This is a genomic window from Rhodococcus sp. NKCM2511 (genome assembly GCF_014905595.1).
Taxonomy (GTDB): domain Bacteria; phylum Actinomycetota; class Actinomycetes; order Mycobacteriales; family Mycobacteriaceae; genus Rhodococcoides; species Rhodococcoides fascians.
The window spans coordinates 1,758,954-1,776,380 of the sequence record NZ_BNHJ02000001.1; the positions used below are offsets into that span (position 1 = coordinate 1,758,954).

At 64.8% G+C, this 17,427-nt stretch carries 17 protein-coding genes and 1 tRNA gene; 11 read left to right on the forward strand and 7 right to left on the reverse strand.

From position 1 onward, the window contains the following. Positions 1–52: 52 nt before the first annotated feature. The 5 genes from JLZ96_RS08050 to phoU all read left to right on the forward strand — a co-directional run bounded on the left by JLZ96_RS08050 (position 53) and on the right by phoU (position 5,391). Positions 53–128 (forward strand) — tRNA-Lys (locus JLZ96_RS08050). A gap of 235 nt (positions 129–363) precedes the next feature. Continuing rightward, the gene (locus JLZ96_RS08055) at positions 364–1,320 is read left to right on the forward strand and encodes an acyl-ACP desaturase (protein ID WP_032381649.1); all 957 of its coding nucleotides are present in this window, start codon (positions 364–366) and stop codon (positions 1,318–1,320) included. A gap of 94 nt (positions 1,321–1,414) precedes the next feature. Then, positions 1,415–2,554 (forward strand): tRNA dihydrouridine synthase DusB, encoded by a 1,140-nt coding sequence (gene dusB, locus JLZ96_RS08060; RefSeq protein WP_032367515.1) that lies wholly within the window; start codon positions 1,415–1,417, stop codon positions 2,552–2,554. A 119-nt stretch (positions 2,555–2,673) separates the two neighbouring features. Continuing rightward, positions 2,674–4,650, forward strand: a complete 1,977-nt coding sequence (locus JLZ96_RS08065; protein ID WP_201009818.1) for an LCP family protein — start codon at positions 2,674–2,676, stop codon at positions 4,648–4,650. A 66-nt stretch (positions 4,651–4,716) separates the two neighbouring features. Continuing rightward, positions 4,717–5,391, forward strand: coding sequence for a phosphate signaling complex protein PhoU (gene phoU / locus JLZ96_RS08070; RefSeq protein WP_027495872.1), 675 nt, complete (start codon positions 4,717–4,719; stop codon positions 5,389–5,391). A gap of 128 nt (positions 5,392–5,519) precedes the next feature. On the opposite strand, the gene pstB is transcribed toward phoU, so the two are convergent. The 6 genes from pstB to JLZ96_RS08100 form a co-directional block, all read right to left on the reverse strand. After that, positions 5,520–6,296, reverse strand: a complete 777-nt coding sequence (gene pstB, locus JLZ96_RS08075) for a phosphate ABC transporter ATP-binding protein PstB (RefSeq protein ID WP_027495871.1) — start codon at positions 6,294–6,296, stop codon at positions 5,520–5,522. A gap of 36 nt (positions 6,297–6,332) precedes the next feature. Next, positions 6,333–7,241 carry a phosphate ABC transporter permease PstA gene (gene pstA, locus JLZ96_RS08080; RefSeq protein ID WP_027495870.1) on the reverse strand — a complete coding sequence of 303 codons (909 nt, stop codon included), beginning with the start codon at positions 7,239–7,241 and terminating at the stop codon, positions 6,333–6,335. 3 nt (positions 7,242–7,244) lie between these two features. Next, on the reverse strand, positions 7,245–8,282 hold the full coding sequence (pstC, locus tag JLZ96_RS08085) for a phosphate ABC transporter permease subunit PstC (protein WP_027495869.1): 1,038 nt from the start codon (positions 8,280–8,282) through the stop codon (positions 7,245–7,247). An 87-nt stretch (positions 8,283–8,369) separates the two neighbouring features. Further along, on the reverse strand, positions 8,370–9,470 hold the full coding sequence (pstS, locus tag JLZ96_RS08090; protein WP_032367500.1) for a phosphate ABC transporter substrate-binding protein PstS: 1,101 nt from the start codon (positions 9,468–9,470) through the stop codon (positions 8,370–8,372). Positions 9,471–9,669: 199 nt separating this feature from the next. Further along, a complete protein-coding gene (gene mshD, locus JLZ96_RS08095) occupies positions 9,670–10,608 on the reverse strand; it encodes a mycothiol synthase (RefSeq protein WP_201009819.1) in 939 nt (312 codons plus the stop codon). Continuing rightward, positions 10,609–11,367: a response regulator transcription factor gene (locus tag JLZ96_RS08100; RefSeq protein ID WP_027495866.1), complete on the reverse strand. Its 759-nt coding sequence runs from the start codon at positions 11,365–11,367 to the stop codon at positions 10,609–10,611. It lies immediately after the preceding gene. A gap of 130 nt (positions 11,368–11,497) precedes the next feature. Here JLZ96_RS08100 and JLZ96_RS08105 point away from each other — a divergent pair, with 130 nt between their 5' ends. The 5 genes from JLZ96_RS08105 to JLZ96_RS08125 all read left to right on the forward strand — a co-directional run bounded on the left by JLZ96_RS08105 (position 11,498) and on the right by JLZ96_RS08125 (position 14,603). After that, a complete protein-coding gene (locus JLZ96_RS08105; RefSeq protein ID WP_094621603.1) occupies positions 11,498–12,277 on the forward strand; it encodes an LmeA family phospholipid-binding protein in 780 nt (259 codons plus the stop codon). Further along, positions 12,274–12,687: a thioredoxin family protein gene (locus JLZ96_RS08110; RefSeq protein ID WP_201009820.1), complete on the forward strand. Its 414-nt coding sequence runs from the start codon at positions 12,274–12,276 to the stop codon at positions 12,685–12,687. The genes JLZ96_RS08105 and JLZ96_RS08110 overlap by 4 nt, the downstream gene beginning before the upstream one ends. Positions 12,688–12,941: 254 nt before the next feature. Then, a complete protein-coding gene (locus JLZ96_RS08115) occupies positions 12,942–13,418 on the forward strand; it encodes a DUF4395 domain-containing protein (RefSeq protein WP_027495863.1) in 477 nt (158 codons plus the stop codon). A gap of 41 nt (positions 13,419–13,459) precedes the next feature. Continuing rightward, positions 13,460–14,296 carry a sulfurtransferase gene (locus JLZ96_RS08120; RefSeq protein ID WP_027495862.1) on the forward strand — a complete coding sequence of 279 codons (837 nt, stop codon included), beginning with the start codon at positions 13,460–13,462 and terminating at the stop codon, positions 14,294–14,296. A gap of 1 nt (position 14,297) precedes the next feature. Next, a complete protein-coding gene (locus JLZ96_RS08125) occupies positions 14,298–14,603 on the forward strand; it encodes a DUF1416 domain-containing protein (RefSeq protein WP_008719402.1) in 306 nt (101 codons plus the stop codon). 67 nt (positions 14,604–14,670) lie between these two features. On the opposite strand, the gene JLZ96_RS08130 is transcribed toward JLZ96_RS08125, so the two are convergent. Beyond that, on the reverse strand, positions 14,671–16,230 hold the full coding sequence (locus JLZ96_RS08130) for a cutinase family protein (protein WP_201009821.1): 1,560 nt from the start codon (positions 16,228–16,230) through the stop codon (positions 14,671–14,673). Between the two features lie 376 nt (positions 16,231–16,606). On the opposite strand from JLZ96_RS08130, the gene JLZ96_RS08135 reads away from it, so the two are divergent. Then, positions 16,607–17,272, forward strand: coding sequence for an FABP family protein (locus JLZ96_RS08135; protein WP_236254077.1), 666 nt, complete (start codon positions 16,607–16,609; stop codon positions 17,270–17,272). The last annotated feature ends 155 nt before the right edge of the window (positions 17,273–17,427 follow it).

Consider the following 17,427-nt stretch of genomic DNA (forward strand, 5'->3'; position numbering starts at 1 on the left):
CCGGGGGTGCATGACCGACACGGCTGCACTGCCCATTACACTTTCGATCCGCGCCCCTATAGCTCAGTTGGTAGAGCTACGGACTTTTAATCCGCAGGTCGTAGGTTCGAGTCCTACTGGGGGCACCACACACCCTTCCGCCGAACTGCATTCGGCGGCACCCGGTCCGTACACTCGGGGTAACGATCGGCCCGTCCGCAGCGACGTGCAGGGAGAACTGCAGCAGTCGCGAAGATCCCCACATCGGCCGATGTCGGTCGTCACGACTGCTCGAACAGCAAGTGAACAGCCGCGACACGGTTCACACCGAACCTACGGTGCCGTAAGCTGGACCGGTCGTACGCAATCTATGGAGGCGATCTAATGGCGAGGGATCTGACACAGCTCGAGCTTCTGCAAGAGCTGGTGCCCACTGCCGAGGACAATGTGAACCGTCACATTTCGATGGCGCGCGAATGGCATCCCCACGACTACGTGCCGTGGGACGAAGGCCGCAACTTCGCCGCGCTCGGCGGCAAGGACTACGACCCGGAGCAGTCCAAGCTCTCCGACGTCGCGCAGGCCGCGATGATCACCAACCTGCTCACCGAGGACAATCTGCCGTCCTACCACCGTGAGATCGCCGAGAACTTCTCCCAGGACGGTGCCTGGGGAACCTGGGTCGGCCGCTGGACCGCCGAAGAGAACCGCCACGGCATCGTCATGCGCGACTACCTCGTCGTCACCCGAGGCGTCGATCCCGTCGCCCTCGAAGAAGCCCGCATGATCCACATGACCAACGGCTTCGCCTCGCCCGCAGGTTCGCAGACCGGATTGCTCCACTCGGTGGCGTACGTGACATTCCAGGAACTCGCGACCCGCGTCTCGCACCGCAACACCGGCAAGGTCTGTGACGACCCGATCGCCGACCGCATGCTCCAGCGCATCGCCGCCGACGAGAACCTGCACATGATCTTCTACCGCAACATCACCGGCGCAGCGATGGACATCGCACCCGACCAGACCCTCGACGCGGTCTCCGACATCGTGACGAACTTCGTTATGCCCGGTGCCGGCATGCCGAACTTCCGCCGCAACGGTGTGTTGATGGCCAAGCACGGCATCTACGACCTGCGTCAGCACCTCGAAGACGTCGTCTGGCCCGTGCTGCGCAAGTGGAGCGTGTTCGAGCGCAACGACTTCACCGCCCGCGGTGAGAACAAGCGCGAGGAACTCGCCGCGTTCCTCGAAGACCTCGAACGTCAGGCCACCAAGTTCGAGGAGATGCGAGATCGCTCGCTGGCCCGCGAACGCGCCAAGGCCGAAGCACGCGCGTCCTGAGTTTCGATCGACTGGTGTGCCCGGTACCGACTTCGGTGCCGGGCACCGCCTTTTCTCCCGAAAGTTCTCCCTTCGTTCCAAAGGCTTGTTTTCCATGACATTGCAGATCGGCTCCCTGGAGTTGCGCAGCCCCGTCGTCCTCGCACCGATGGCAGGCGTCACCAATGTGGCGTTCCGCACGTTGTGCCGCGAACAGGAACTCGAGCGCGCGGGCAGCACGTCCGGTCTGTACGTCTGCGAGATGGTCACCGCACGTGCTCTCGTCGAACGGCAACCCGCCACGATGCACATGACGACGTTCGGGCCCACCGAAACTCCCCGGTCCTTGCAGCTCTACACGGTCGATCCCGACACCACGTACGCCGCGGCGAAAATGATCGTCGACGACAATTTGGCCGATCACATCGACATGAACTTCGGCTGCCCGGTCCCGAAAGTCACCCGCAAGGGCGGCGGAGCCGCATTGCCGTACAAGCGAAACCTGTTCGGCCGCATCGTCGCTGCGGCGGTCAAGGCCACCGAGGGCACCGACATCCCCGTCACGGTCAAGTTCCGTGTCGGAATCGACGAGAACCATCACACCCATCTCGATGCCGGCCGGATCGCCGCCGACGAGGGTGCAGCGGCCGTGGCGTTGCACGCCCGCACCGCCTCCCAGCGTTACTCCGGCACCGCCGACTGGAACGAGATCGCTCGACTCAAGGAGCACGTCACCGGGATTCCCGTCCTGGGTAACGGCGATATTTTCTCGGCGTCCGACGCCGTCCGCATGATGGCGGAAACCGGATGCGACGGCGTCGTCGTCGGACGTGGCTGCCTCGGTCGTCCGTGGCTGTTCGCCGAGCTCAGTGCCCGCCTGAACGGGCGGCCAGAGCCGACGCCGCCGACCCTGGGTGAGGTGGCCACGATCATCGCGCGCCATGCCGAGTTGCTCGCGCAGCACCACGGTGAGGGCAAAGGCCTGCGAGAGTTGCGTAAGCACGTGTCCTGGTACCTGCGCGGCTTTCCCGCCGGCTCGGATCTTCGGGTGTCGATGGCATTGGTGTCGACCCTCGCCGAACTGGACGACCTTCTGGCGCAACTGGATCCGACCGTTCCGTTTCCCAAGGACGCCGAGGGTCCCCGCGGCCGGCAGGGCTCGCCCGGTGCAGTGTCGCTGCCCGACGGATGGCTCGACGATCCGGAGGACCTGTGTGTCCCCACCGGTGCAGATCTGATGCATTCCGGCGGCTGATCGACCCCCTCACCAGGGCCCGTCTCGCACGAAGTGGACCGCGCCGCTCGAGTCAGTACTATGGCTTGGATTGCCGAGTAGACGGCACATGCGTGTGATGGAAGGCCAGGTTCGAATTCGTGGGAGACGATCGAGAGTCGGGCCCGTCTGTGCCCGAGGGTCGCGCCCCATGGGAGCGCCCGCTGTCCTCAATCGGACGAACCGGCGCAGGCGGACGTTCCGGACAACGTCCCCCTCGGTCCGACGACCCCGCCACACCCGACCCCGCTGGTTCGGAACCCGACTCGACAGACTCCGATTCTCCACCGAAGCCGGGTGACAGCGGCCGACTCGGCAAACGCTCCCCCCGCAACGCGGACACGGTGTCGGTCGCCGAACTGGTCGACAAGATGTCTCGTTCGGGAGCCACCCGACGTGATCCCCCCGAACGGCCGGACGTCGAAGAGCCCACCGAGGTCATCTCACCGATCACCGACTCCACTCCCCCGCCGGCTCGGGCGAACCGTCCGATGCCCACCCCACCACCGCACGCTGCACCCGAACCCGTCGGAGCACCCGCCACCGACCGGCCGGCGCTGACGCGTCTGGCGATGAGCCGGGTACGGCGACGACGACGAATACGCATCATCGGCCGAAGCCTGGTCTCGATCGTCGCGATCCTCGCCGTGGCTCTCACGGGAGTGGTGTGGGGCTACCTTCGCAACACCGATCAAGGATTCCTCCAAGTCGCCGCGCTCGACCCCGATTCGACCGACGTCGTCGACGCCGCAGGCCAGTACGGAGACGAGACCTATCTGATCGTCGGCACCGATACGCGCGCCGGTGCCAGCGGGCAGGTGGGCGCAGGAACCGTCGCCGATGCCGAGGGGTCGCGCTCGGACACCGTCATGCTCGTCAACATTCCGGCCGACCGCAGCCGCGTCGTCGCCGTGTCGTTCCCACGCGACCTGGACGTGACCCGACCCGAGTGCGAGCAGTTCGACAACGTCACCAATACCTACACCGGTGAAATGTTTCCGGAGGCGTACGGCGACAAGCTGAACGCCACCTACGCCCTCGGCGGCCCGAAATGCCTGGTCAAGACCATTCAGAAGATCTCAGGACTGCGGATCGGACACTTCGTCGGCATGGACTTCGCCGGGTTCGAGTCCATGGTCGACGAGGTCGGCGGTGTCGAGGTGTGTACCGCGCAGCCTCTCGTCGACTACGAACTCGGAGACGTACTCCCCAACGCCGGTACCCAACGCATCGACGGCCGCACCGCACTGAACTACGTCCGGGCACGCAACATCGAATCGGAGGGCAACGGCGACTACGGCCGCATCAAGCGCCAGCAGCGCTTCCTGTCGTCACTGTTGCGATCGGCGTTGTCGAACAAGGTTCTTCTCGACCCGGGCAAGCTGAACGGATTCGTCAACGCGTTCACCTCCGACACCTTCGTCGAGAACGTCAAGACCCAGGACCTGGTGACGCTCGGCCGTTCGTTGCAGAACGTCGACGCCGGCGCGGTCACCTTCCTGACCATTCCCACCACCGGAACCAACGACTACGGCAACGAGATCCCCAACGAGGACGCGATCGGTGCCATCTTCCAGGCGATCATCGACGACCTGCCCCTGCCCGGCGAAGAACGGGCGGAACCGGTGACACCGGAGCCGACCCCGCCGCCCGCCGCCCCCGACGCCCCGCTGCTGGCCGTCGATCCTGGCACCGTGTCGCTACAGGTGTCCAACGCATCGGACATCGCGGGAATGGCGCAGACCGCATCCGATCAGCTGGCGACGTACGGGTTCCAGATCCTCACGGTCGGCAACTTCTACGGCTCCGCCGCTCAGACCGTCGTTCGGTACTCCCAGGATCAGGAAGCCGCTGCGGCGACGGTGGCGTCGGCGATACCCGGCGCTGCGATCGAACTGGCTCCGAGCCTGAACAACGTCGTGGAGGTGGTCCTCGGTTCCAACTACCCGGGCTACACCCAGTACCCGGCCGACGTCGGTGCGCAGATCGACCCCACCCAGGTGGAGGGAACGACCGAAAGTGCACAGTTGCCCGAGGATCTGTCGTTCACCAACGCGGCCGACGACACGTGCGCCTGACTCCATTCATTCCCCGTTAACCCTCGGGACAGAGAACTGGTCGGTGTGACCTACTAAACTGCGCTCATGCGCGTCGCCTACAACGAACAGATGAACGAGCTCGCCGATCTCCTCGGAGAAATGGCGAGCCTGGCTGGTGCGGCCATGGAAAAGGCCACGCAGTCTCTCCTCCAAGCAGACCTGGTTCTCGCCGAGCAGGTCATTTCCGAGCACGACAAGATCACCGAGCTCAGCGCGATCTGCGAGGAGAAGGCATTCACACTTCTTGCGCTGCAGGCTCCGGTCGCGGGCGATCTCCGTTCGGTGGTGGCCGGCATCCAGATCGTCGCCGATATCGACCGGATGGGCGCACTCGCACTCCACGTCGCCAAGATCACCCGTCGCAGGCACCCGAACCACGCCCTCCCCGAGGTCGTCAACGGATACTTCGCCGAGATGGGACGCCTCGCCGTGCAGATCGGTGCCTCGGCCCGCGAGGTGCTCGAGACCCGCGATCCCGAGCGTGCTGCGAAGCTGCAGGAAGAGGACGAGGCGATGGACGACCTGCACCGTCACCTCTTCACGGTGCTGATGGACCGTGAGTGGAGCCACGGCGTCGCCGCCGCAGTGGACGTGACCCTGCTGGGCCGCTTCTACGAACGCTTCGCCGATCACGCCGTCGAGGTCGGCCGCCGAGTCATCTTCCTCGTCACCGGCCAGCTTCCCGCCGACCTCCACCAGCAGAACATTCCCAGCTCGTAGCACCCACTTCGCTCGAGGTCGAGTAGCGCTGCGCGACAACGCTACTCGATCTCGAACCCAGGGCAGGCGCACAAAGAAGAACCCCCGTCGAGCTTTCGCTCGGCGGGGGTTCTCTGTGCGGTGTGCGGTTATCCGAAGCGACCGGAGATGTAGTCCTCGGTGGCCTTCTGCGTCGGATTGGAGAAGATCTTCTCGGTGTCGTCGATCTCGATCAGCTTGCCGGGCTTGCCCGTTGCCTCGAGGTTGAAGAAGCCGGTCTGATCGCTCACGCGCGCGGCCTGCTGCATGTTGTGCGTGACGATGACGATCGTGAAGTCCTGCTTGAGTTCCTGAATCAGGTCCTCGATCGCCAGTGTCGAGATGGGGTCCAGGGCCGAGCACGGCTCGTCCATCAGCAACACGTCGGGAGAGACGGCGATGGCGCGGGCGATGCACAGACGCTGCTGCTGACCACCGGAGAGTCCGCCGCCTGGCTTGTCGAGGCGATCCTTGACCTCGGTCCACAGGTTGGCACCCTTGAGCGAGCGCTCGGCGATCTCGTCGAGTTCCTTCTTGCCGCGGCCACCCTGCAGCTTCAGCCCGGCGACGACGTTGTCCTTGATGGACATGGTCGGGAACGGGTTGGGTCGCTGGAAGACCATGCCGATGGTGCGTCGCACACCGACGGGGTCGACGCCACTGCCGTAGATGTCCTCGCCGTCGAGCAGCACCGAACCTTCGACGCGAGCGCCGGGCGTGACCTCGTGCATACGGTTGAGCGAACGCAGGACGGTCGACTTACCGCAGCCGGACGGTCCGATGAACGCGGTGACGCTGCGCGGCGGGACTGCCAGAGTGACGTCGGAGACGGCATGGAACTTGCCGTAGTAGATGTTGACGTCCTTGAGATCGAGACGCTTTGCCATGTTCTGATTCCTTAGGATTCTCTGGAGTCGGGTGGGTCAGAAGTTCTTGGGCGAGAAGAACTTCGAGACCAACTTCGCGCCGATGTTGAGTATTGCGACGATCAGGATCAGCGTCAGGGCTGCTCCCCACATGCGCTCCGCGGTGAGCACGCCGGTTCCTGCTTTCTGCAGGTCGACCATCATGAGCGGCAGTGACGTCTGCGGCCCCTCGAAAATATTGAAGTTGATAGCGGTGGCCGAGCCGACCAGGATCAGCACCGGAGCCGTCTCACCCATGACTCGGGCCAGCGCCAGCATGATGCCGGTGACGATGCCGGAAAGCGCGGTGGGGATGACGATCTTGGCGATGGTCTTCCACTTCGGCACGCCCAGTGCGTAGGACGCCTCGCGCAGATCCTGCGGAACGATGCGCAGCATCTCCTCGGCCGACCGCACGATGACCGGAATCATCAGCAGCACGAGGGCGAAGGCAACGGCGACACCGGAGCGCTGGAACCCGAAGGTGGCGATCCACAGCGCGTAGATGAACAGGGCCGCGACGATCGACGGAACACCGGTGAGGATGTCGACCATGAACGTCGTGACCTTGGCCAGTTTGGTCCCTGCGCCGTACTCGACGAGGTAGATGGCGACGAAGATGCCGATCGGGATGGAGATGACGGCGCAGAACAGTCCTTGCAGGAGGGTTCCCACGATCGCGTGGTACGCACCACCGCCGGCGATGAACTGGGTGATTCCGGCCTGCGAGTTCTGCCACCAGGCCGGTGCGACCACAGCGGACAGTCCACGTGAGATCACCGTGTAGAGCACCCAGATCAGTGGTACGAGGGCGACGAGCACCGACAGGCTGACGAGAATCGTCGCCGCGAGGTTCGACGCCTTGCGCCGGGCGCTGACGCCCTGGAACGTGGGCTCCTTGACGGGCTTGTCCATGGTTGCGGTCATGGGTCAGTCCTTCTTTCCGGCGATGGCGGCGCGGGCACCGGCGTTGACGACGAAGGTCAGGACGAACAGCACCAGACCGGCGGCGATGTAGGCACCGGCCTGCAGCGGGTTGTTGAACTCGCCTGCTGCCAGCGCGATCTTGGTCGCGAATGTGGAACCGCCGTCGAACAACGTTCCGCCGAAGGTCGCCTGGGTGCTGCGAATGATGATGTAGAGCGCGATGGTCTCACCGAGTGCGCGTCCGAGACCGAGCATCGAACCGCTGACGAAGCCGGACTTGCCGAACGGAATGACCGTGGTGCGAACAACTTCCCAGCGAGTGGCTCCGAGCGCAAGGGCCGCCTCGACCTGGCCCTTGGGCGTCTGAACGAACACCTCTCGGGTCACGGCGGCAATGATCGGCAGGATCATCACGGCGAGCACGATGCCGCCGGTGAAGATGGTGCCGCCGCCTGCGATCGATACCGAGCCAGTGCTGAACAGCGGGAACCAGCTCAGCGACGAGTTCAGCCATTCGGCGAACGGGCTGATCGCCGGGGCCAGGACGTACAGGCCCCAGAGGCCGAAGACGATCGACGGGACGGCGGCGAGGAGGTCGATGACGTAGCCGAGCGGTCCGGCAACACGCTTGGGTGCGTAGTTCGTCAGGTAGATCGCGATACCGAGCGCGACGGGCATCGCCAGGATCAGAGCGAACAACGACACGGTGACGGTGACCAGAAACAGGTCGAGTACACCGAACACCATTGCCGAGGTGTTCGAGGTGTCCCACGCGCCGTTGTAGGTCAGGAAGTTGACCGTGTTGTTGGACAGTGAGGGAATCGCTCGCCAGAGCAGGAAGATGCCGACCGCAGCGATCAGGGCGATGATGAAGATGCCCGAGCCCTTGGCCAGGCCGGAGAAGATCCTGTCACCGGGACGGGTGACCGTCCCCGATGTTTTCGAGTCTGACAATTGTGGTTCTTCCGGTTCGTGGGCGGCACCTGTGGTAGGCACGGTAGCCGCTGAGGGGATGCCGGTGATCGAGTGGGTGTCGCTCATACCGCTCACTGTCTCGTGTCGATGCAGGGTGGTCCGCCTTCGGCCCGCGTCACCGCGAGCCGAAGGCGAAACCGGGTTTATCGAGGATCAGGCGATCGCTTCGATGGCGGTGACCAGGCGTTCCTTGAATGCGTCGGGCAGCGGCACGTAACCGGCCTCTTCGAGGCCCTGCTGGCCCTCGTTGGCTGCACTGAGCAGGAAGGACTTGACTGCTGCCGTGGTGTCGGCGTCGTAGCCCTTCGAGCAGACGATCTCGTAGGTCGCGAGGACCAGCGGGTAGGTGTCCGCTGCGTCGCTGGCGTAGAGGCCGTCGATGTCGATGACGAGGTCGTTGCCCTCGCCCTTGAACTTCGCGGCGTCGATTGCCTTGCCTGCGGTCTCGCTGCTCAGCTCGACCGGTCCGTTACCGAAGTCGACGGCGGCCTTGCCCAGCGACTCCTGGTCGGCGAAGCCCTTCTCGACGTAGGTGATGGCACCGGGGGTGGCGGCGACGGCCTGGGCGACGCCCGAGGATCCGTTGGCACCTTCGCCGACGCCGCCGGCCCAATCGGAGCTGTGGTTCAGCGTCCATGCCTCGGGAGCGGATGCCGCGAGGAAGCGCTGGAAGTTGTCGCTGGTGCCCGACGAGTCGGAGCGGTAGACCGGGGTGATCGCGGTCGACGGGAGCGTTGCGCCCTCGTTGAGTGCAGCGATGGCCGGGTCGTTCCAGGTGGTGATCTTGCCGGTGAAGATCTGCGCGATGACGTCGGGGTTCAGCACCAGGTTGTCGACACCGTCGACGTTGTAGGCCACTGCGACCGGGCCGAAGACCAACGGCAGGTTCCACGCCGGGTTGTTGGCGCAGCGCACGGCGGCCTGTGCGGCCTGGTCGTCCTTGATGGACGAGTCGGAACCGGCGAAGTCGACGAGGCCCGCGACGAACTGCGTGCGGCCGTTACCCGAACCACTGGTGGTGTACTCGACGGCCTTGCCTGCGCAGACGCCGGAGTAGATCGAGGTGAAGTTGGACATGGCGTTCTGCTGTGCGGACGAGCCTTCACCGGTCAACGGGGACTTGCCTTCGCACGAAGCCGAGGACTGCGATGCACCGTCCGTGGTGGCGACGTTCGCGTCGCTACCGCATGCGGCCAGCAACATGGCACTGACTGCCACTGCACTCATGAGAGCACCGTTGCGCTTGAGGTTCACCTGTTTCCTCCGAGGAATCTTGGGCCGTGATCGCGGCGCGAACTCGAGGTTCGCGCTGCGACTGTGAAGGTGCCGGCTCAGAAGAACCCTCGCACCAGGCAGCGTAGGTTGCCGCCCAGAGAGAAAGGTAAAGGCAGGTGGTAGACGTTTACCCCCGCGTGGGTGAACGGAAGATGAACACCGTGCTGGAAATGTCCGATTACGCGGTCCGCGCGTACGCGGCGTCGACGTGGTAATTCGCGAACCCGAGCTTGGTGTACGTGTGCACCGCCGCGGTGTTGTCGGCCTCGACGTACAGCATGATCTGGTCCAGTTCGCGACCGCGCAGATAATGCAGCCCGGCCAAGGTCAGTACCCGTCCGAGACCGCGACCCTGCGACTGCGGATCGATACCGACCACGTACACCTCACCGATGGCCGGGTCGTTGCCCCCAGGGAGTGGAGCCTGCGGAACGACCCGATCCTCGGCCGCGTGAACTTTCGTCCAATGGAATCCGAGCAGGTGGTCGCTGCCTTCCTCGAAGGCCAGGAAAAGACCCGCGGGATCGAACCACGGCTCGTCTCGCCGCGACGCGATGTCGCGGTCGGTCCAGCCGCCCTGCTCGGGATGCCAGGAGAACGCCGCGTTGTTCACCCTCAACAATTCGGCATCGTCCTGGTGCCCGCGATAGGTTCGCAGCGAAATACCTTGTGGTACAACCACATCGGGCAGTTCGGGCTCCGCCGCGGCCCGTCGCATCTGCAGCAGTTCCCGGGCCACCGTCAGCCCGAGCGCCCGCGCGACCGACTGTGCTGCGGGCAGATTTCCGTGCGCCCAGATCCGCGTGTCGGAGCCGAGATCGAGTGCGCTGCTGACCAATCGCCGACCTATGCCGCGACCGCGATACTCCGGATCGACCACTGCCTCGGCCATACCGTCGGCGGCGCCGACGTACCCGACGACGCGATCTCCGTCGGTGGCAACGAATCGAACGACGCCCTCACCCGCGTCGACGGCCTTGACGGCCTGCTCCGAGAGCGGCGCAGTACCGTCGACTTCGGTTGCACGCGAAAGGATCCGGTGAATCTCGTCGCTGACGCGCGAGGACGGTGCGTCGCCGTCGAGGGGGTGGACGTCGAACGCAGTATCCGAATTCATCTACGAGAGCGTACTCTCTTGCTCGAACTCGAAATCCGCATCGTCGGAATCGCCGGCCATGGCGTCCGGAGCCGTACCGCCCTTGGAGTTACGCGACGGACGCACGGCCTTGTAGCCCACGTTCCGCACCGTTCCGATCAGCGACTCGTACTCGGTGCCGAGCTTGGCGCGGAGGCGTCGAACATGGACGTCGACGGTGCGAGTGCCACCGAAGAAGTCGTAGCCCCATACTTCCTGCAGCAACTGGGCGCGGGTGAAGACGCGGCCCGCATGTTGAGCCAGGTACTTCAGCAACTCGAATTCCTTGTAGGTCAGATCGAGTGGGCGACCGCGCAACCGCGCGGTGTACGTGCCCTCGTCGATGACCAACTCACCGAGCGTGATCTTGCCCGACGTCTCGGGACTCGCAACCCCGCCGCTCCGGCCGACCAACAGACGTAGCCGAGCGTCCAGTTCCGCGGGACCTGTGCCGGGCAGCAGGATGTCGTCGAGCCCCCAGTCGGAATTGACTGCGACCAGGCCGCCTTCGGTCAGGACCGCGACCACGGGGATGGCCGAGCCGGTACTACCGAGCAGCCGACACAGACCGCGAGCAGCAGCCAGATCGGTACGTGCATCCACCAGCGCGATGTCGGCGGAACCGGCTTCGAGAAGAGAAGACACCTCGGTCGGTACCGGCCGGATGTGGTGAGCCAGCAACGCGAGAGACGGGAGTACGCCCTCCGGATTGGGATCGGAGGTCAGTAACAGGAGCTCCACTGCGTCTCCGTTCTTACCGCTGGCCGGTCCAGCCGACGCTGGAATCGAGTGATCGTCAAGGACACAGACTAGCTTGTCCGTACAACCGGTCGAAGCGGGCAGTACGCGATGCTTCGGTCACAATGGACCGGTGCGCACACTTCTCATCGGACTCGTCAGCCTGTTGGCCCTCGCGCTCGTCGTCGATTTCGGGGCCGCGGCCTACTCCGAATATCGCGTCTCGCGCGCCATCCGCGACGGCGGCGAACTCACCTCGGACCCCCAGGTGATCGTGCACGGTTTTCCGTTCCTCACCCAGGCCGCCGACGGCCGCTATCAGAACATCGAGATCCGGGCCCAGGACGTCCCGACCGAATACGTCGGCTCGACGACCATCGAAGCCAATCTGCGCGGCGTCCACATCGCCCTGTCCGACCTGATCGACAACAACGTCCGGGACATCCCGGTGGACGAGCTCGACGGCCGCGTCCGCATCGAGGCAACCGATCTCGGACGGTTCCTCGGCATCGTCGACCTGCAGGTTTCCGCACCTCCGGCCGACAGGTCCGACGGCACGGGCGGCTCCGGCGGGTCGGGCAAGACCACCGCCGGTGGCGTCGTACTGACGGGAACGGTTCCGGTGGGACCGCTGCAGACCACCGTCAGCGTGCAGGCCGACCTTCTGCTCGAAGGTGACAGTGTCGCCATCGTGGCATCGGACTTCTACTTCGGACCGGAGGGGCAGGCCGACTTCACGATTCCCGATTTCGCCAAACCCACAGTTCTCGGCCTGTTCACCAAGACCATCGAACGCCAGAGCCTGCCGTTCGGACTGCTGCCCACGGACGTCTACGCGGAGGGTTCACAGATCGTCGTCGAAGGGTCGGGAGAGAACGTGAACATCGACCTCAACGAGATCGAAAAGCCGTGACAGGGATCACAGTTCTGGTTGTCGTGACGGTCCTTGCCGTTGCTGTCGGACTGATTCTGCGTCGTCGTTCCGGTGCCGTACGCACCATCGCGTCCACCGATTCCGACGACCTTCTCCCGCTGCTCGTCGATGCGGGCGTCACCTCGGGAACTCCGACGATTCTGCACTTCTCGGCGGACTGGTGTGGTCCGTGCGCTGCCGTGCGTCGTGTGGTGCATCAGGTTCTCGCCGACCGCACCGACGCACGCGAAGTCGAACTCGACATCGATGCTCAGCCTGTTCTCGCCCGTGAACTCGGAGTGCTCTCGCTGCCGACGACCTTCGTCCTCGACGGAGAACTGCGTCGGCGTTCGAGAATTGCCGGCGTGCCGTCGGCCGCAGCCCTGCGCGAGGCTCTCGACGCGCTGTAGGGCAAGAGCTACTCAGGTGGGCGGTACGACGCGCCCCTGGTAACGGGTAGGATGCACTTCGTGTTCTCCCGCCGCGAGCTCATGCTCACCAGTCGACGCACGGTTGATCTGTGCCGACTGGGCGGTTGTTGCTGTCGCTGCTGCTGATTTCCGTCTGCCGCCACGCCCATGCGTGATGTCGGCCCGATGATCGAAATCCACATCCGAGCACCGGCGACAAGCCGTGCCCCGGCCTCGCACAGGAGTACCTCTCGATGTCGACATCCGACACCCACACCACCACGATCGACCAGGTCGACGTCCGTGGTCCGCGCTTCGCCGCGTGGATCACCACCGCAGTTCTGGTCGTCGTCCTCCTCGCGAGCACGGTCTCGGTTCCCGCAGCGGCAATCCTGCTGGGGCTCCAGGCGATCGTGTTCGGAATCGGAGCCGTCCGCGGACCCAAGCACAGTCCGTACGGCACGATCTACGCGACATTCGTCGCGCCGCGGCGCTCACCGACCACAGAACGTGAGCCGGTGGCCCCGTTGAAGTTCGCCCAACTGGTGGGCTTCGTGTTCGCCGCCGTCGGAGTCCTCGGATTCGCTCTCGGCGCTCCCGTCGTCGGCACCGTAGCGACAGGCTTCGCGCTCTTCGCGGCGTTTCTCAACGCAGCGTTCGCAGTGTGCCTGGGCTGCATGATCTACCCCCTCGCAGCTCGATTGCGCGGCAACTCGCGCACCGCAGCGTGACAACTACCCCTGATCCGACAAGAAAGACCGAAAGGAACACCATGGCTCGCTCCGACGTCCTGGTCTCTGCCGACTGGGCCGAGCAGAACCTGAACGCACCGAAGATCGTCTTCGTCGAGGTCGACGAAGACGCCAGCGCCTACGACGGCGGACATATCGAAGGTGCGGTCAAGCTCGACTGGCGCAAGGACCTGCAGGACCCGGTTCGCCGCGACTTCCTCGATCAGGAGCAGTTCTCCGGCTTGCTCTCGGCCAAGGGCATCAGCAACGACGACACCGTCGTGCTCTACGGCGGAAACAACAACTGGTTCGCCGCCTACGCCTACTGGTACTTCAAGCTGTACGGCCACAAGGACGTCAAGCTGATCGACGGCGGCCGCAAGAAGTGGGAGCTCGACGGCCGCCCGCTGTCGAAGGACGTCGTCAGCCGGGAGAACACCCAGTACCGCGCCGAGGCACCGGATCTGTCGATCCGCGCGTTCCGCGACGAGGTCATCGACGCCATCGGCAACAAGAACCTGATCGACGTGCGCTCCCCCGACGAGTTCTCCGGCAAGATCCTCGCGCCGGCACACCTCCCGCAGGAGCAGGCTCAGCAGCGTGGCCACGTCCCGTCCGCGATCAACATCCCGTGGAGCACCACCGCCAACGAGGACGGCACGTTCAAGTCCGACGAGGCACTCGAAGAGCTGTACAAGACCAAGGGCTACGACGACAGCAAGGCCACCATCGCCTACTGCCGCATCGGTGAGCGCTCGAGCCACACCTGGTTCGTGCTCAAGGAGCTCCTCGGCAAGGAAGACGTCAAGAACTACGACGGCAGCTGGGTCGAATACGGCTCCCTCGTCGGAGCACCCATCGAATTGGAGGTTCACTGATATGTGTGGAGCACCCGTGCAGGGTCAGACCATCCCCGCAGGCGTCGACGTCGAGAAGGAAACGGTCATCACCGGCCGTGTCCTCGCCGGCGACGGTGAGCCGGTAGCGGGCGCATTCGTCCGTCTCCTCGACGGCACCGGCGAATTCACCGCCGAGGTCGTCGCGTCGGGAACCGGCGATTTCCGCTTCTTTGCTGCCCCCGGACAATGGACGCTGCGGGCGTTGTCCGCATCGGGCAACGGCGACACCGTCATCACGCCCGAGGGCGCGGGCGTGCACTCGGCCGACGTCACCGTCGGGGTCTGAGTCACCGAACCGATCACATAGAAGAACCCCGCACCTGGCAACCAGGTGCGGGGTTCTTTTCGTTGCTCTAGCCGACCGCTCGCGCCGGCTCGGGGACCGTGGAGTACTGCGGCGGGAACATGCCGGGAGGTACCGGGATGCCCTGGGATTCGAGGAAGGCTCCGAGGTCGCTGACGCGAGTCTGCGTCCCCGGCTCCGGCAGCACCCGGGATTCCTGGGCGGGCGCGGGCGTCTCGGGTGCCTGGGTCTGGGGTGCCTGGGTCTGGGGTGCCTGGGTCTGGGGTGCCTGGGTCTCGGGGGTGGCCGGGTCGACCGCGGGAGGCGCGTTCTTCTTCTCGCGTTCGGTTCGGGCGAGATCGGTCACCCACGCGACCATCTTTTCGCTTTCCCACTCGACCCCGTCGTTGGGGTCGTTGTACCAGTAGGACAGGTGCTGCAGAAAGCCGATCGCCAAGTAGGGGCCGAGCACGACGTCGACGATGCCCTTGTTGTTCTCCACCAGGCCCTCGCCCTCGGCGCGCAACTTCGCCTTCACCGTCTCGGCACCCGGACCGAGAGCCCAGTTGAGATCGGCAAGTAGTTGATCGGGCGACAGCGCTGCTGCAGCCTTCGCATCGTCCACCTGATACTGCCGGTCGGAGACTTTGACGAGAACCTGCAGGAGCGTCTCGTCCGACTCGAGCCACGACTTGTTCGTGGCGATATCGATGATCGCGCGGGTGGCAATGGAGGCGACCGTCCGACCGAAGTCGGAGACGGTCTGCACCGGGTTGAGCAGCGTCAACCGCATCTGACCGAGTACACCGAGCGCCAGCTGCAGCAGTTCGATCTTGTCCGGCGAGTCGCAGGCGAGATCGTAGGGACGACACGACCAGGTGACCTTGTCCGTCATCGACCCGTAGTCCCGCGGCGCCTGGTCCATGAAGCCGCCGAGCGACTGGCCCACCTCGTCACCGAAGTTCGGCACGCCGGCCGGGCGGTAGGGCGACCCCACCATGACGACACCGACGACGTCGTCGGACGTGACGAGAGCGTTGGGGTCACGGTGGCCGAGTTCCATCGTCACGCGATCGAGAATTTCGCCGCCGACGCTGTACCCGAGCAGCGCGAACTTGGTCTTCTCACCGCACTTGGTCTTGTACTCGTCCATCAACCGATTGGTCGACGCGATGCCGTCGGCGATCGACTGCTGGTAGGTCGGCACGTTGTCGAGTACGTCGAAACCGTAGGTGGAGGAATACGGGACGTAGAGCCAGCCGACGGTGCCGGGGCTGTCCGCGTTCGCCTCACCGACCGGAACGGTGACGTTGCCGACCCAGTTCGACGCGATCGTCTGCGCTTCTTCGTTGAGCGGATTGCGATCGGAGTCCGAGTCGGTGGCTCCGGACACCGCCAACAGCAGTACATCCGGGCAGTCCTGCGCGTAGTTGTTCGGATCGATGTTCGGGCCCCGAGACGAACCGAAGTCGGCCGAACCCGAATCTGCCGAACCCGAATCGGACGATCCCGAGTCGGGCGCGGCCAGCGCAGCAGCGGGAGCTGCAAGGGCCAACGCCAAGGTGACAACCGCCGACCGAACCAATACGGAACCGAACGACGATGTCAGAACACGCTTACGACGCAGCATTTCTGCAGAGACCTCCCCAGCCTTACAAGACAACAGCCTTTTCGACACAGATAGTGAATTCGTCGGCGCTCTCGAAGTCGAGAGCCCGACGCCCCCGGGAAGAAGGTACCTGTTCGCGTCGGTTTCGCCATCACTGCAAGTGATCCAGGGCACTGTGGGCCGCAAAAATGGTGGTGTGTCACCAATGCCACAGCGCGGAAACGGACCGTTGTCATCGACCGGTCTCGCCGCGGGTTAAACTCGGTTCCGTGGTCATCTTCTTCGAGGTATTGCTGGCGCTTGCGGCAGTAGCCATCATCGCGTTCTCGCTCTATGTCGTCTACCGACTGGTCAACGACGAGTCGTGACGGAACCGGGCGCGGGCAACCCCGACAGCATCGACGACGGAGTGGGCACCCCTATCACCAGCGGTGACCAAGCCATTTCGGCTGCCGAGCAGAAGTTCGCCGAGGCGTCGGCGCGCAACATCCCGGTGCTGCCCGACATCCCTCACCCGGACGACACCGCAAACCTGCGGCTCGGCCCCGATCTGCACCCGTCGATGCTGGCGCTGCTGCCACTCGTCGGCGTGTGGCGCGGTCAGGGCGAGGGGCACGATCCCGAAACGGACACCGACTATCCCTTCGGTCAGCAGATCGTCGTCTCCCACGACGGCGGCAGCTACCTCAGCTGGGAATCGCGCTCCTGGAGACTCGATTCCGACGGTAATTACGCGCACCCCGACCTTCGGGAGACCGGGTTCTGGCGCATCAGCGGCGGCGACGGAGTCAAGGGGTCCAAGGACGAAGAAGTCGTCGAGCTGCTGCTGACACACAGCACCGGCGTCGTCGAACTGTATTACGGTCACGCCCTGACTCAGTCGTCCTGGGAACTTGCCACCGACGTCGTCATCCGCAGCACCTCGGGCGCACTGGTGGGCGGAGCTCGCCGCCTGTACGGAATCGTCGAGGGCGGGGATCTGGCGTACGTCGAGGAACGTGTCGTCGCCGACGGCCCGCTCGCACCGCGTCTGTCGGCCCGCCTCACCCGCTACATCGGCTGACGCAGAATCTTTTTCGGATCTCGGGGGCCGTTCGCATGCGAACGGCCCCCGAGCCATACCTGTTGTCAGGTCCCGACCGGACAGGTCGGGGGCTCGGGGGCCGGGTAGCTGCCTGGGATTCGCCTGCCGCTCGCGCGGTCTTCGCAGTGAATCCG